The organism is Microbispora sp. CL1-1 (assembly GCF_012034195.1).
Taxonomy (GTDB): Bacteria; Actinomycetota; Actinomycetes; order Streptosporangiales; family Streptosporangiaceae; genus Microbispora.
Window position 1 is genome coordinate 84,141 of sequence record NZ_JAATEK010000029.1, and the last position, 14,211, is coordinate 98,351.

Annotated in this window: 15 protein-coding genes and 4 tRNA genes; 8 read left to right on the forward strand and 11 right to left on the reverse strand. The window is 71.8% G+C overall.

From position 1 onward, the window contains the following. Positions 1-25: 25 nt before the first annotated feature. The 4 genes from HCK04_RS28230 to HCK04_RS28245 form a co-directional block, all read right to left on the reverse strand. The gene (locus HCK04_RS28230; protein WP_142650420.1) at positions 26-484 is read right to left on the reverse strand and encodes a DUF5990 family protein; all 459 of its coding nucleotides are present in this window, start codon (positions 482-484) and stop codon (positions 26-28) included. A 206-nt stretch (positions 485-690) separates the two neighbouring features. Continuing rightward, positions 691-765 (reverse strand) — tRNA-Val (locus tag HCK04_RS28235). A gap of 14 nt (positions 766-779) precedes the next feature. Continuing rightward, positions 780-850: transfer RNA gene (locus HCK04_RS28240), tRNA-Cys, on the reverse strand. A 28-nt stretch (positions 851-878) separates the two neighbouring features. Continuing rightward, positions 879-950: transfer RNA gene (locus tag HCK04_RS28245), tRNA-Gly, on the reverse strand. A 150-nt stretch (positions 951-1,100) separates the two neighbouring features. Here HCK04_RS28245 and HCK04_RS28250 point away from each other — a divergent pair. Both HCK04_RS28250 and hutH read left to right on the forward strand, forming a co-directional pair. After that, positions 1,101-1,913 carry a helix-turn-helix domain-containing protein gene (locus HCK04_RS28250; RefSeq protein WP_142650421.1) on the forward strand — a complete coding sequence of 271 codons (813 nt, stop codon included), beginning with the start codon at positions 1,101-1,103 and terminating at the stop codon, positions 1,911-1,913. A gap of 61 nt (positions 1,914-1,974) precedes the next feature. Continuing rightward, entirely contained in the window at positions 1,975-3,522 is a 1,548-nt protein-coding gene (gene hutH, locus HCK04_RS28255; protein ID WP_142650422.1) for a histidine ammonia-lyase, read from the forward strand. A 73-nt stretch (positions 3,523-3,595) separates the two neighbouring features. Here the strand turns inward: hutH and HCK04_RS28260 are convergent, their stop codons facing one another. Further along, on the reverse strand, positions 3,596-4,486 hold the full coding sequence (locus HCK04_RS28260) for an NAD(P)-dependent oxidoreductase (RefSeq protein ID WP_260617433.1): 891 nt from the start codon (positions 4,484-4,486) through the stop codon (positions 3,596-3,598). Between the two features lie 54 nt (positions 4,487-4,540). Between HCK04_RS28260 and HCK04_RS28265 the strand changes: the two genes are divergently transcribed. The 3 genes from HCK04_RS28265 to HCK04_RS28275 all read left to right on the forward strand — a co-directional run bounded on the left by HCK04_RS28265 (position 4,541) and on the right by HCK04_RS28275 (position 7,395). Beyond that, the gene (locus tag HCK04_RS28265; RefSeq protein WP_142650424.1) at positions 4,541-5,428 is read left to right on the forward strand and encodes a LysR family transcriptional regulator; all 888 of its coding nucleotides are present in this window, start codon (positions 4,541-4,543) and stop codon (positions 5,426-5,428) included. Positions 5,429-5,523: 95 nt separating this feature from the next. Further along, the gene (locus HCK04_RS28270; RefSeq protein ID WP_142650425.1) at positions 5,524-6,549 is read left to right on the forward strand and encodes a chorismate-binding protein; all 1,026 of its coding nucleotides are present in this window, start codon (positions 5,524-5,526) and stop codon (positions 6,547-6,549) included. A 15-nt stretch (positions 6,550-6,564) separates the two neighbouring features. Continuing rightward, positions 6,565-7,395 (forward strand): aminotransferase class IV, encoded by an 831-nt coding sequence (locus HCK04_RS28275; RefSeq protein WP_142650426.1) that lies wholly within the window; start codon positions 6,565-6,567, stop codon positions 7,393-7,395. Between the two features lie 4 nt (positions 7,396-7,399). On the opposite strand, the gene HCK04_RS28280 is transcribed toward HCK04_RS28275, so the two are convergent. Then, positions 7,400-8,779, reverse strand: a complete 1,380-nt coding sequence (locus HCK04_RS28280) for a hypothetical protein (RefSeq protein WP_221889985.1) — start codon at positions 8,777-8,779, stop codon at positions 7,400-7,402. 83 nt (positions 8,780-8,862) lie between these two features. Between HCK04_RS28280 and HCK04_RS28285 the strand changes: the two genes are divergently transcribed. Continuing rightward, positions 8,863-9,465 carry a DUF305 domain-containing protein gene (locus HCK04_RS28285; protein WP_260617434.1) on the forward strand — a complete coding sequence of 201 codons (603 nt, stop codon included), beginning with the start codon at positions 8,863-8,865 and terminating at the stop codon, positions 9,463-9,465. Here the strand turns inward: HCK04_RS28285 and HCK04_RS28290 are convergent. Next, positions 9,462-9,878, reverse strand: coding sequence for an SsgA family sporulation/cell division regulator (locus tag HCK04_RS28290; protein ID WP_036329836.1), 417 nt, complete (start codon positions 9,876-9,878; stop codon positions 9,462-9,464). The two genes, HCK04_RS28285 and HCK04_RS28290, sit on opposite strands and share 4 nt — an antisense overlap. Before the next feature lie 465 nt (positions 9,879-10,343). On the opposite strand from HCK04_RS28290, the gene HCK04_RS28295 reads away from it, so the two are divergent. After that, positions 10,344-10,415 (forward strand) — tRNA-Val (locus HCK04_RS28295). A 64-nt stretch (positions 10,416-10,479) separates the two neighbouring features. Here HCK04_RS28295 and HCK04_RS41425 read toward each other — a convergent pair. From HCK04_RS41425 to HCK04_RS28310, 4 genes are read right to left on the reverse strand one after another with little or no spacing between them, the layout of a single operon-like run. After that, entirely contained in the window at positions 10,480-11,160 is a 681-nt protein-coding gene (locus HCK04_RS41425; RefSeq protein WP_346776136.1) for a tyrosine-type recombinase/integrase, read from the reverse strand. After that, positions 11,076-11,753 carry a hypothetical protein gene (locus HCK04_RS44355; RefSeq protein WP_328854581.1) on the reverse strand — a complete coding sequence of 226 codons (678 nt, stop codon included), beginning with the start codon at positions 11,751-11,753 and terminating at the stop codon, positions 11,076-11,078. Before HCK04_RS44355 ends, HCK04_RS41425 begins: the two co-directional genes overlap by 85 nt. A 1-nt stretch (position 11,754) precedes the next feature. After that, entirely contained in the window at positions 11,755-11,997 is a 243-nt protein-coding gene (locus tag HCK04_RS28305; protein WP_142650429.1) for a helix-turn-helix domain-containing protein, read from the reverse strand. Next, entirely contained in the window at positions 11,994-12,887 is an 894-nt protein-coding gene (locus tag HCK04_RS28310; protein WP_142650430.1) for a replication initiator, read from the reverse strand. The genes HCK04_RS28305 and HCK04_RS28310 overlap by 4 nt, the downstream gene beginning before the upstream one ends. 231 nt (positions 12,888-13,118) lie before the next feature. On the opposite strand from HCK04_RS28310, the gene HCK04_RS28315 reads away from it, so the two are divergent. Further along, positions 13,119-14,177 (forward strand): IS110 family transposase, encoded by a 1,059-nt coding sequence (locus tag HCK04_RS28315; protein WP_168066332.1) that lies wholly within the window; start codon positions 13,119-13,121, stop codon positions 14,175-14,177. Positions 14,178-14,211 lie beyond the last annotated feature (34 nt).

Consider the following 14,211-nt stretch of genomic DNA (forward strand, 5'->3'; position numbering starts at 1 on the left):
TCGTAGGATCGGCGTGCCTGCCTCGCTATGGCGCGGGCGACCAGGCGATGACGGGCGGCCGGACGGCCGCGCACAGGGGACGCCCCTGCGCGTCGGTGAGCCCGAGCCGCCCGACCAGCGTGCCGGAGCCGATCGCGGCCTCGATGAGATCCGGTTCGAGCCGGTCGAGCATGAGCTTGGCCCGGCGGAACATCGTGAAGCCGCCGGCCGCGTCGAGCGTGCCCCAGCACAGGTAGACGAACCGGCCGCCCGGCCTGCCCTGGACGTACGGGCCGCGGATGTCCGCCGCGCCCTCGGCGGTCGTGGTCACCGTGCAGTCGAGCGTCCACTGCGCGGTCGCGGCGTCACCGGGCTGGAGATCGAGGATCTCGCCGGGGCGGTCCCGCCGCTGCACGCCCACGTGAATGCCGGAGTATCCCGGAAACCCGTCGCCCGGCGGGCAGGTGCGGCCGGGCAGATCAGTTGCCTCGATGCGGATGCGCATGCCCGCATCCTCACAGACGCCCCCGACAGAATCCGCCGCCTTCGCCGGGCGCCGTCCGGTTCTCGGCCGCGCCCTGCCGTGCACCCTGCCAAGAGAACCGTGCACCCTGCCAAGTGAACGGGGCCATGGTCTGCCTGCGAGGGATGGCCGCAGCGCGAAGAAGGCCGGTCCCGCGATCTCGGGTCCGGCCTTCGGATGCTGCGTGGTGGTGGGCGATACTGGGATTGAACCAGTGACCTCTTCCGTGTCAGGGAAGCGCTCTCCCGCTGAGCTAATCGCCCTTGGACGAACCAAGAGGTGGAGACGGGATTTGAACCCGTGTACGCGGCTTTGCAGGCCGCTGCCTCGCCTCTCGGCCACTCCACCGTGACAAGCTGCACAGTGTTCAGATCCGAGCGGAAGACGGGATTCGAACCCGCGACCCTCACCTTGGCAAGGTGATGCTCTACCACTGAGCCACTTCCGCGTCCCCGGCTCTGTCCGGCCGGGCTCACGGGGAAGACTTTATCGAATCTCCCGCCGACTCCCCAAATCAACCGCGTTCCCCCTGCTCAGGCCGCGAGTTCGGGCCGATGCTTCGAGCCCCGTCGAACCGTCCCCGCGTTAGCGTCGAAGCATGTCCGTGACACATGACCGCACACGCGCCGCCGCCGGGACCGCGCTGAAGCCCGGCGCTGCCGAGACCGCGCGGAACGCCGAGATCCCGGGGACCGCTGAGGTCCTGGGAGTAGCCGAGGCCGAGGGGGACGCCGACATCGCCCCCGTCGCGGCCCTGATCGCGGACGCCGCCCGGGCCGCCATGCTCACCGCGCTGCTCGACGGCAGGGCGCTGGCGGCGGGGGAGCTGGCAGCGATCGCCGGTGTGAGCGCCCCCACCGCGAGTTCGCACCTGGCCCGGCTCCTCGACGGCGGCCTGGTGACCGTGGTCAAGCAGGGGCGGCATCGCTACTACCGCCTCGCCGGTCCCGACGTCGCCCGCACCCTGGAGGTGCTGGCCCGGATCAGCGGGCGCGTCGCCGTACGGTCCCTGCGGCAGTCGCGGCAGGCCCGGCTGCTGCGTGAGGCGCGCAGCTGCTACGACCACCTGGCCGGCCGCGTCGGGGTCGAACTGTACGACGCGCTGGTGCGCGAGGGGCGTCTGATCGAGGCGGACGGCGGCTGCCTGCTGACCGCGAGCGGCGCGGACGCGCTGGCGGAGCTTGGCGTGGATGTGGAGCGGGTGCGCCGCGCCCGCCGCAGGTTCGCCCCCGACTGCCTCGACTGGCTGGAGCGCCGCCCGCACCTGGGCGGGGCGCTCGGCGCCGCGGTGCTGGACCGGCTCCTGGCGCGGGAATGGCTGGTCCGGGGCACCGTGCCGCGCGCCCTGCGGCTGACCGGCGCGGGGCGGGAGGGACTGGAGAGGATCTTCGGATGTAAGGACCTAAGCTGAGATACGCTGGTTACTCGCTACGCGCAGAGGGCGCGAGCGGCACGACGTGAAAGAGTGGGACATGCGCGACAACGAGGTCGTGGCCGTCGGCCCGGGACCGCTCGCCTTCGACGACGTGGTCCGGGTCGCCAGGTACGGCGCCCAGGTCCGCCTGACCGACGACGCGATCGCCGAGATGTCCGCGTCGCGCGGGCGGGTTGAGGAGCTCGCGGAGTCCGACACCCCGGCCTACGGCGTCTCCACCGGTTTCGGCGCCCTCGCCACCCGCCACATCGACCCCTCGCTGCGCGCCCAGCTCCAGCGCAGCCTCATCCGCTCCCACGCGGCCGGTTCCGGGCCCGAGGTGGAGACCGAGGTCGTGCGGGCGATGATGCTGCTGCGGCTGCGTACGCTCGCCACCGGCCACACCGGCGTACGCCCGGCCACGGCCCGGGTGCTGGAGTCCCTGCTGAACGCCCGGCTCACCCCGGTCGTCCACGAGTACGGCAGCCTCGGCTGCTCGGGCGACCTCGCCCCGCTCTCCCACGTCGCCCTGACGATCATGGGCGAGGGCGTCGTGCGGGACGCCGAGGGACGCCTGCGGCCCGCCGCGGAGGCGCTCAAGGAGCACGGCGTCGAGCCCGTCGAGCTGGCCGCCAAGGAGGGGCTCGCGCTGATCAACGGCACCGACGGCATGCTCGGCATGCTGGTGCTCGCGCTGCACGACCTGTCGCGGCTCCTCACCACCGCCGACATCAGCGCCGCGATGAGCGTGGAGGCGCTGCTCGGCACCGACTACGTGTTCGCGGCCGACCTGCAGGCGCTGCGGCCCCATCCCGGCCAGGCCCTCGCGGCGGCCAACATGCGGACGCTGCTCGCGGACTCGGGCGTGATGGCCTCCCACCGCGACGGCTCCTGCACCCGGGTGCAGGACGCCTACTCGCTGCGCTGCGCCCCCCAGGTCGCCGGCGCCGCCAGGGACACCCTCGCGCACGCGTCGGCCGTCGCGGCCCGCGAGATCGCCAGCGCCATCGACAACCCCGTCGTGCTCGCCGACGGGCGTGTGGAGTCGAACGGCAACTTCCACGGCGCCCCGGTGGCGTACGTCCTGGACTTCCTGGCCATCGCGGTGGCCGACCTCGCGTCGATCGCCGAGCGGCGCACCGACCGCATGCTGGACGTGGCCCGCAGCCACGGCCTCCCGGCGTTCCTCGCCGACGACCCGGGCGTGGACTCCGGGCACATGATCGCGCAGTACACCCAGGCGGCGATCGTGTCCGAGCTCAAGCGGCTGGCGGTGCCGGCCAGTGTGGACTCGATCCCGAGCTCCGCGATGCAGGAGGACCACGTCTCGATGGGCTGGTCGGCGGGCCGCAAGCTGCGCCGCGCCGTCGACGGCCTCACCCGGGTGCTGGCGATCGAACTGCTGACCGCCGCCAGGGCGCTCGACCTACGCGCGCCGCACGTGCCCGCGCCGGGCACCGGCGCGGTCGTGGCGGCGCTGCGCGAGTCTGTCGCGGGGCCGGGGCAGGACCGCTTCCTCGCGCCGGAGATCGAGGCCGTCGTCCGGCTCGTGGAGAGCGGCGCCGTGGTCGCCGCCGCCGAGTCCGCCGTCGGCCCGCTGGACTGAGTCTCCTGGGCTGGGTCGTCTCCTGGGCTGGGTCTCCCGGACCGAGTTCTTCGGGCCGATGCCTCCATGTCGGTCAGGAACGTCCTGATGTGCCGGAACCGCCGGGGGCTTCCGCCGCCCGGGAGGCCGCGAACGGGACGACCGCGGTGAGGTCGTGCCCCGCCAGCCCGGCCGCGACCGCCCCCGCGAGCAGGTCACGGGCGGCGGCGGTCACCGTCTGGTGCATCCCCGGCCCCTCGGTGGCCAGCCGCAGGTCCTTGGCGGCCAGGCCGAGGGCGTACCTCGTCTCGAACGGGCCCGACTCGGCCACCGGCCGCAGCCGCTCCGCGAGCCCCGCCAGCGGCGTCGCCCCGAGGACGTCGAGGAGCGCGGTGCGGCCGACTCCGAGCTCGTCCGCGTAGGCCATCGTCTCCGCCAGCCCCACCTGGGCGGTCACCAGCGCGCTCATCACGGCGAGCTTGGTCGCGGCGCCCGATCCCGGCCCGCCCGCCTCGTGGACCGTCCCGAAGACGCGCAGCACGTCCGACACCCGGGCGAGGTCCGCCGGGCGGCCCCCGGCGAGCACGACCAGCGTTCCCTCGGCGGCCGGGCCCACGCTGCCGAGCACGGGGGCGTCGACCAGGCCCACGCCCTCGGGCAGCAGGCCGCTCAGGCTCCGCACCGCGTCGGGCCCGATCGTGGACATCTCCACCAGCACCGACCCCGGCCGCAGCCCCGGCAGCGCCGCCCGCACGACCTCGGACACCGCGTCCGGATCGCTCAGCATGGTGATCACGATGTCCGCTCCGGTGGCGGCCTCTGCGGCGGAGGGGGCCGCCTCGGCGCCCGGCACGTCCCGTGGCGTACGGTTCCACACGGTCACCTTGTGACCGGCCGCGACGAGGCGGCCGGCCATCGGGACACCCATACGCCCCAAACCAAGAAAAGCAATCATGTCCTGGACACTATTGGAGGAAAAAACCATTCCACCAGCGACTAGATTGCATGGCGACCATTCCCCTCCCTCATGGATCGGAGCATGTTCGACACCGACGCGCTTGTGCTGCTCGACGTCGTGGCCCGTACGGGATCGTTCACGGCCGCCGCGATACAGCTCAACTACACCCAGTCGGCCGTGTCCCGGCGCATCGCGTCCCTGGAGGCCCAGGCGGGCGGCCCGCTGTTCGCACGGCTGCCGCGAGGCGTGCGGCTGACGCCCGCGGGCCGCACGCTCCACCGTTACGCCCGCGAGGTGCTGGAGCGGCTCGGCCGGGCGGGGGAGGAGCTCGCCGCCATCCACAAGGGCAGCGGCGGGCGGCTGCGGGTCGGCGCGTTCGCCACGGCCAACGCCGTGCTGGTCCCCGCCGCTCTGCGCGAGCTGCGGGCCTCCCGCCCGGAGGTGTCGGTCAGCATGGTGGAGGGCCTGAGCACCGCGCTCATGGACGGGCTCGGCCGCGCGGAGATCGACATCGCGGTCGTGAGCGACTACCCCTCCGGGCTGGGCGCGGGTCCCGAGGTCGAGGTCACCCGCCTGATGGAGGACGAGCTGCTCGTCGCCCTCCCCGCCGACCACCCGCAGGCCGGGAAAGACCGGGTGGACCTGCGCGACCTGCGCGACGAGAGCTGGATCGAGGGCGCCCCTCCCGGCACCGTGACCATGCTCGGCGCCGCCTGCGCCCGGGCCGGCTTCGCTCCGAGGGTCGACCTCCGGATCGGGGAGTGGACCGGCAAGCTCGGCTACGTGGCCGCCGGGCTCGGGGTCACGCTGGTGCCCGCCATGGCCGCGCCCGCCGTACGCGGGGACGTGGCGCTGCGGTCGCTCGGCGAGTTCGCGCCGCGCCGCACCGTTTACGCGGCCCTGCCGCGTACGGCTCCGCTCCCCGCCGCCCGCGCGCTGCTCGGCCTGCTGGCCCGCGGAGCGGCCTGAGCGACGGCGTCCGCGTCACGGCATCGGCCGGCCGCCTGTTTCGCGGCGTCCGGCCGGCCGCGCACGGGACGGCCCGGGGGCGCGACAATGGACACGTGTACGACGCGTTCGCCCATATCGGAGGTCACCTGGCCACCGGCCTGCGGGAGGTGACCACCGATCTGGCCGCCCTCGACGGCTCCGGCTGGTGGGCCGTGGTGGTGTCGTACGAGGGGAAGGTCGTCTGCGCGCGCTTCGACGACGTGCGGCGCGCTCCGCTGCCCCGGCCGCGCGGCCCGTGGCGGGGACCCGGCCGCGACGCCTGGGCCACGTCCCTCGACCGGGAGGGATACGAGCGGGGCGTCCAGCGGATCAGGGACTACATCGAGCAGGGGGAGGTCTACCAGGCCAACCTCTGCCGCGTCCTGTCCGCGCCGCTGCCCTCGCCGGACGCGGACCCCCTCGCCCTCGCCGTACGGCTGGCCGAGGGCAACCCCGCGCCGTACGCGGCCGTCGTGGACGTGCCGGGGCTGACGGTCGTGTCGGCCTCGCCGGAGCTGTACCTGTCCAGGCGCGGCGAGGTGATCGAGTCGCGGCCGATCAAGGGCACCGGCGTGACGGCGGACGATCTCCTCGACAAGGACTACGCCGAAAACCTCATGATCGTCGACCTGGTCCGCAACGACCTCGGCCGCGTGGCGGAGGTAGGCTCTGTGACCGTGCCCTCGCTGTTCGCGGTCGAGGAGCACCCCGGGCTCGTGCACCTGGTGTCCACGGTGCGGGCGCGGCTGGACGGCGGCGCCGGCTGGCCGGAGCTGTTCGCCGCCACCTTCCCTCCGGGATCGGTGACCGGAGCGCCGAAGTCGTCGGCGCTGCGGATCATCAACGAGCTCGAACCGGAGCCCCGCGGGCCGTACTGTGGGGCCGTGGGCTGGGTCGACGCCGACCGGCGCGAGGGGGCGCTGGCGGTCGGCATCCGCACCTTCTGGATCGAGCACGACACGATCCGGTTCGGTACGGGCGCGGGCATCACCTGGGGCTCCGACCCCGGGAGGGAATGGCGCGAAACCGAGCTCAAGGCCGCCCGGCTCATCGGCCTCGCTTCCGGAGGACGGTCCGAGGACGGGCCGCGACATCGGTAAGGAACGGAGCAGAGGATGTCTGTACCCATCTGGGTGAACGGGGAGCTGTACGAGCCCGACAAGGCCGTGATCTCGGTGTACGACCACGGGCTGATGGTCGGCGACGGCGTGTTCGAGACGGTCAAGGCGGTGAACGGGGAGTCCTTCGCGCTGACCCGCCACCTCGAGCGGCTGGCGCTGTCGGCCAAGCGCATGGACCTGCCCGAGCCCGATCTCGCCGCGATCGCCGACGGCGTGGGCCGCTGCCTGGAGGCCGCGCCGAAGTGGCCGCTGGCGCGCATCAGGATCACCTACACCAGCGGCCCGGGCCCGCTCGGCTCCGACCGGGGCGCGGCGGGCACGAACGCCATCGTCATCGTGGGCGAGCAGGCGCCGTTCCCCGCCACGGCCGACGTCACCGTCGTGCCCTGGCCCCGCAACGAGCGCGGCGCGCTGGCCGGCGTCAAGAGCACCTCCTACGGCGACAACGCCAAGGCCCTGGCGTACGCCAAGGAGCGCGGCGGCGCCGAGGCGATCTTCGAGAACCTCGCCGGGAACCTGTGCGAGGGCACCGGCAGCAACATCTTCATCGTCACCGGCGGGCGGCTGATCACCCCGACGCTCGCCTCCGGCTGCCTGGCCGGGATCACCCGCGCGCTCACCCTCGAATGGTGCGGCGGCGAGGAGGCCGACGTGCCCCTCTCGGCGCTGTACGAGGCCGAGGAGGCCTTCCTCACCTCCACGACCCGCGACATCCAGCCGATCAGGGCCGTGGACGGGAAGGCGCTGCCGCAGGCGCCCGGACCGGTCACGCTGGCGGCCATGAAGGTCTTCGCCGAGCGTTCGGCCTCCGACCTCGACCCGTGATCGGTCAGTAGGAGTGCTGGCTCTGGGCGTTGAACTCGTCGAGGCGGACGGCCTTGGCGGGGTCGGTGCGGGGATCGTCCAGACGCAGCACGTCGAGGCCCTTGGTGATGTCGCTGGAGTAGATGTAGCCGTTGTAGTAGTAGGCCGACCATGAGCCGCCGAGATGCAGATCCGGCGCCAGCGGCCCGCGCTCGAAGTAGGCGATCTCCTGCGGGTGGGCGGAGTCGGTGAAGTCCCAGACCGAGACTCCGCCCATGTACCAGCCCTGCACCATCACGTCGCGGCCCGGCACGGGCACCAGCGCGCCGTTGTGGGCCACGCAGTTCTCCTCGTCGCTCTGGGCCCGGGGGATCTTGAAGTAGCCCTGCCGGACGAGCTTGCGCTCCGGCGTCAGCGCGTAGATCGCGTCCGCGCCCTTGGTCGCGCTGACCGAGGGCAGGCAGGTGGCGGCCATCCCGCCGCCCAGCTCGTCGCTGAAGACGACCTTCGTGCCGTCGTTGCTGAACGTGGCCGAGTGCCAGATCGAGAAGTTCTTCTCGTCGCGTACGGTCTGCAGCAGCCTGGGGCGCACCGGGTCGGAGATGTCCAGCAGGACGCCGTCGCCGAAGCAGGCGCCCGCGGCCAGGTTCTTCTCCGGGTAGACGGTGATGTCGTGGCAGCCGCCCGCCGAGGTCTCGCCCTGCGGCCTGCCCGCGAACAGCTCCGGCTTGGCCACGACCCGCGCCTTGCCGGGTTCGGCGACGGGAACCTCCACGATCGAGATGTTCTGATGGGGTGGCGGGCAGCCCGTCGTTTCCGACGCCGGGCCGGGGGAGGAGACGTACAGGTAGAGCGTGCCGGCGTCCTCCCCCGGCACGATGGCGTGCGTGTGGGAGCCGCACTCCGTGCGTACGGACTTCAGGTAGCGCGGATGGGTCTTGTCGGAGATGTCGAAGACGCGGATGCCCTCCCACTCTCCCGATGCCGACGGGTCCCCGGCGTCGCTCGCGCAGGTGTCGTCCGTACGGGGCTCGTCCACCGACAGGAACAGCAGGTCGCCGGAGACCGAGATGTCGTTCTGCCCGCCGGGGCACTCGACCCGGGCGACCGCCTTGGGGTGCTCGGGGTCGCCGATGTCGTGCACCGTGAAGCCCTTGTAGTTGCCCACGAACGCGTAGCGGCCCTGGAACGCCATGTCGGTGCCCCAGTCCTCCGGGCCGTCGAACGGCGCCGCCAGGGGGACGTTGGCGACCAGCGTCATGTTGGGGCTGTGCCGGATCTCGTCCCGGCCCGGGATGCCGGTCGGAGCGGCCTGCGGGGACGGCGCGGATTCGCCGGAGGAGCAGGCCGCGGCCAGGAGGAGGGCGGACGCCACCAGCGCGGTCTTCAGCCTCGGTCTGCTCACGTCGCCCCCATGTCGGTGGATCATCGCCCACTATGGAAGTTATGTCGAGCCCGCGGCCGCTGTTGACCGGATTGGTAACGGTTGTGCTGGCAGTTGCGCCGGTGCTGGCGGCCTGCTCGTCCGAGGTCGCCCCGCCGGCGCACGCCGACGCCCCGGTGATCGTCCCCGGCGCTCCCGGGCAGTCCGGGTCCGCCCCGGCCCGCTCACCGGCGCAGGCGGGGCCCGTGGCGGCCGACGTACGGTTCGCCGAGGCGATGATCCCGCACCACCGGCAGGCGCTGGAGATGGCGGGGCTGGCCGCGGCGCGGACCGGCGACCCGCTGGTGACGGCGGTGGCCGAACGCGTGCTGGACGCGCAGCGCCCGGAGATCGCCGTCATGGAGTCGTGGCTGCGGGGCCTCGGCCGCACCGCGCCGCCCGCGCACGACCACGGGCCGGGCGGCTACGGAATGGCCGGCGAGGAGGAGCTCAACCGGCTGCGTACGGCACGCGGGCGCGACTTCGACACGCTGTTCCTCACGCTGATGATCCGGCACCACGAGGGCGCGGTGACCATGGCGGCGCAGGAACTGCGCCGGGGACGCGACCGGGCCATGCGGACGATGGCCCAGGACGTCCTCAGCGGCCAGCAGATCGAGATCGCCCGGATGCGAGGGATCCAGCGGAGGCTGGGGCAGTTGTTCTAGGAGCTCCAGAGCATGTTGGTGAGCTCCTCGTCCAGGTCCATGAAGTCGGTCTCACGACCGGCGGGGACGAGCTCGTAGGTCCGATGCAGGAACTCGGTGAGGGGGGCCAGGGGCACCTCGAACAGGGCCTGGCCGAAGGGCGAGGTGAGGCTGATGTTGAGCGTCCGCTCGCCGTCCGAACGGGCAGGCCAGACCTGTACGTCGCCGTCACCAACGCGCCGCACGATGCCCACGGTCAGCAGCTCGCGGGCGAAGATCCACTCGACCGGCTCGTCATTCCCCACGTGAAACGCCATCCGGATGGCATACGGATCCTCGGCCGTATAACTCAGGCCGGCGAGCAGGGGGACGGTCGTACGGTCGGGGACCACAAGCCGAAGGCCTAGCTCGGCAGAGACGGTGGTGCTGTTCATCGTCAGCCAAACCTTTTCGTCGTCGGGTCCCCTGTCAGGGGCTTTCACTGCGTCTTCACTGTGCGGTCGGGCCTCGCCGGGCGCTCGTGCTACGAGACGAACGAAGAGACCCGTAGGAAAGATTCCGCCTCCAGGCCCTTCTGTAACGCACATCACAGCTTGACATTCGGTCATCTACCAGCTCAAACATCACCAACAGGCTTGTCCTTACCTCTGCTTTGCGTGTCGGCGGGGCCGCGTCGGCGATGCCATTGCGGGCGAATGATCTCAGGTCGTGCGTATAGGTCGAGCATGGAGCATCACGATGCTATGACACCACACCCCCACGCCGGGGACGCTCTGGCGAACCTTTCGAAGGTGTTGACGAAGGCGGGACGATCGAGCCGACCGGGCCGCGCTTTCGCCATCACCCCCTCGAGTGCGGTATGGTTTTCCCCGTCGGCGCCGCGAGGCGCAGACGAACCCGGGCGATTAGCTCAGCGGGAGAGCGCTTCGTTCACACCGAAGAGGTCACTGGTTCGATCCCAGTATCGCCCACACGATCAAGGCCCGTCGGAGTCCACCACTCCAACGGGCCTTTTCGCTGTTCAAAGCTTTGGCGTTAGCTGTTGTCCTCCTCCCGATCTAGGTCAACGGTGCTGGCTGCGTCCGGCTCCCGGGGCCGATCTGGAGCAGGAGTCAGCGAAAAGTCAGCGAACACCGCCCCAGCCCTGCCGTAGCGGTCGCGCGAGGAGTGCGTGTAACGGTTGAGCGTCGTGGACATCTGCTCGTGCCCGAGGAGGCGCGCCACGTCGTTCACGGGGACGCCGTCGGAGACGAGCCAGGTGGCGTAGCAGTGCCGCAGATCGTGGAACCTCAGCCCCTCTGCCGCGTGCTTGGCGACGTGCATCACGGCCTCCCGGTGGGTCGGGAACTCCTGGCGGTGCTCCAGGCCCTCCTTGTCCTGCCAGACGCCGAGGAAGGCACCCGGCCGGACCTCCACCACCTCGCCCAGCAGCCCGGCCCGGACGAGCGACGGGCGCCAGTCCCGAGACCGGAAGAGCGTGCGGCGGAGAGGACCGCCCGCCGCGTTGGTGAACACCTCTCCGACCGGTCCGGTCGGGTAGCGCTCGCGGTGCGCGGCGAGCAGCTCGACGACGAAGGGCGGAAGGGGGACTTCCCGCCGTCCGGCCTTGGACTTGGGATAGGGCTTTTGCGTCACCGTGCCCGCCACCTCGACGGCCACCCGCTCCACCCGTACGGTTCCGGCGTCGAGGTCGACGGCATCCCAGCGCAGGCCCACGCACTCACCCCAGCGGAGGCCGGTGCCGGCGGCCAGGCCGACGAGCGCCCGGTAGCGGCCGGGGACGTGGGGGAGCAGCACGGCCAGGTCCTCACGGCTGATGATCCGGTCGTCGCCCGCCTTGCGCCGCCGCTTGGGCAGCCGTACGCCCTCGCACGGGTTGGCCCGACGATCCGGTCACGTACGGCCGACTTGAGCACGGTCGACAGCAGCCGGTGGCACTCGGCCACGGTCGCGGGGGCGAGGCGCTTGCTCAGGTCGCTGACCCACGTCTGTACCGCGCTGTGGTCGATGCGCCCGAGGGGGACGTCCCGCCAACGCGGCAGCACGTGCGTCCGCATGATCGAGTCGTCGCGGGCAACGGTGGTGATCTCGTGGTTGCGCGACAGCATCCACTTGGTCGCGTACGGGCCGAACTTGGCCTTCCCCGCGTGGGGGTCGACGTAGGTGCCGCGGTTGAGCGAGCTACTGATCTCGGCGAGGAACGCGGTGGCCTCCTTCTTCGTGGCGAAGGTCTTGGACCGCTGGCGGTCGGTGTGGTCGCGCCAGTTGGCCCGGTAGGTGCCCGCCTTGGTCTTCACGATGTGCCCCATCTCAGCGGCGCCCCTCCTCGGTCAGGCCGTCCAGCCAGGCGTGGAACCGCCGCTTGGGGATGATCCACCGGCCGCCCATCCGCAGGGCCGGAATCGTGCCCTCCCGGACGAGGGCGTAGGCGCTGCCCCGCGACAGCGACAGGAGCCGCGCGACCTCCGGCACCGTGTAGACGGCCCGGTCGTCCTCGGCGGCCTGGGCGGCAGGAGCGTCCTGCCGGGGAACGAGCGAGATCACGTTGTTCATGACGAGTTACCTCCTGCTGTGTCGTCAGTGAGCTGCATGGCGAGCGCCGCCTCGCCGGGAGTGATGCCTTGGCCGGCATAGGCCCAGGAGCCGACGACGAGCGTGCTGTCGGGGTCGTAGGGCAGCCGGGCGAAGGTCATGCGCAGGCGGAAGTCGGCCCGGGCCTGGCGCAGCCTGGTCAGGGTGGTCGAGTAGGTGCGGCTCTTGGTGGAGAAGTGGCCGCGGAAGCCGAGCATGTGCGCCCAGTCGCGCAGCCGCAGCCCGGTGAGGCCCGGGTGGGTGTCGGGGTCGCCGAGGGTCCAGGCGGTGCGGATGAGCCGGGCCGCGTGCTCGGAGACGCCCTGTGCGTGGAGCGTGGGCAGGTCCCGCGGCTTGATCCGCCGGTCGAGGGTGCCGGAGTTCTCTGCGGCCTTGGTGGCGTACTTGGCGACGTAGGCCGCCACGGCGCGTTCGGACAGGTGTGGTCCGTCGTGGAGGTCGCCGGGGTCGATGGGCCGTACGTCGACCTGCTCGCCCCACACCAGGTGCCGGGTCGGCTGGCCGAGGTCGGGAGCATCCAGCCGTACGGCCTTGACAGCGGTGCGGATCGCGGCAGTGAGCAGGTCGACGGTGGCCCAGGCCGGAGGCGGGATGACGCCCTCGTCGCTGCGGCCATCAAGCCGCCGCCCGTGCCGGGCGGCGGTGGCGCGGCGCGTTCGGACGCGGCCGGGCGTGCGGCCTCTTCGGGCCGGTCCCGTCCGCGCCGACGCCAGCCGCGCCCGATCCCAGGCAGACGCATGACACCCGCGGGAAGCCGACCGTCGCGACCACGCGGACGCGCCGTAGCGGGCTGCGGTCTTTCTTTGCCTCCGGCGGGGGATCTCCGGCCCCGAGGTGATCAAGGTGCGCAAGCCGAGGTTCGTGGGTGGCGGGGGACCCTGATCACCTCGCCCGCCATCGACCCAGGCAAGTCAGCATGAAACGGCCGACTCCGGTTCTGTCCGTAATGGCACTTGGCCGGTGTCGTGGGTCATCCGACGCTGGCAGTGACAAGCATCCCGCGGCGGACGGAGCCAGCAGGCAGAAGGGAGCCGACCGTTATGCCGAGTGTGACATCGGGAGCGGAGTGGATCCATCTAGGGATGGACGTCTCCAAAGACGCGATCGTGGTCGGGGTGTTGCACCCCGGCGAAGAGGTCCCGGTAGTCGACCGGATCTTCAATGACGAGGCGTCGTTGCGCCGGCTGGTCGGGCGGTTCCGGGACCGGTCGCGGCTGGCGGCCTGCTACGAGGCCGGGCCGGGTGGCTATGAGCTGCATCGGCTGCTGACCTCTATGGGGGTGGCCTGTGACGTGGTCGCCCCGTCCTTGATCCCCAAGGGCGCGGGTGAGCGGGTGAAGACCGACCGGCGGGACGCGATCCGCCTGGCCAGGTTGCACCGCGCTGGGGAACTGACCGCGATCCGCGTCCCCACGATCGCCGAAGAGGCAGTCCGGGACCTGGTACGCACCCGGGCTGATCTGCTCGATGACCGCAGACGCGCCCAGCAGCGGATCAACGCGTTCCTGTTGCGGCACGGACGCGTCTGGCGCGGTGGTGTTCGATGGACGAAGATCCATCGCCAGTGGGTGGCGAGCCAGGTGTTCGACGAACCTGCACTGACCGCGACGCTGGCGACCTACCGAGCCGCTCTGATGGCGCGGGAGGCCGAGCTGGCGGCGCTGGAGGCACAGCTGCACGAGCTGGCGCAGTGCGAGCCGCTACACGCGGCGGTGAGCCGGCTCGGCTGCTACCGAGGAATCGCGGAACTGACCGCACTGACGTTGGCCGCCGAGGTGGTGGACTGGCACCGCTTCGCCTCAGCACGGGCGTTCATGAGTTACAGCGGACTGATCCCCACCGAATACTCCAGCGGCGACCGCATCCGCCGTGGCGGTATCACCAAGGCCGGCTCGGAGCCGGTGCGCACCGCGCTGACCGAATCGGCGTGGTCCTACCAGCATCGGCCCACGATCGGCGCCCCGTTACGGCGACGCCAGCAGGACGCCACAGCTGAGACTCTCGCTCGTTCCTGGAAAGCCCAGCAGCGGTTATGCGGCAAGTTCCGGCGCATGGCCAAGGCCGGCAAGTCTCCCGCCGTCACCGTGGTCGCGGTCGCTCGCGAGCTGGCCGGATTCGTGTGGGCGGAGATGACCAGCTGATCATGCCGCCCAACCCGAAGACCAGGTGGCGCAC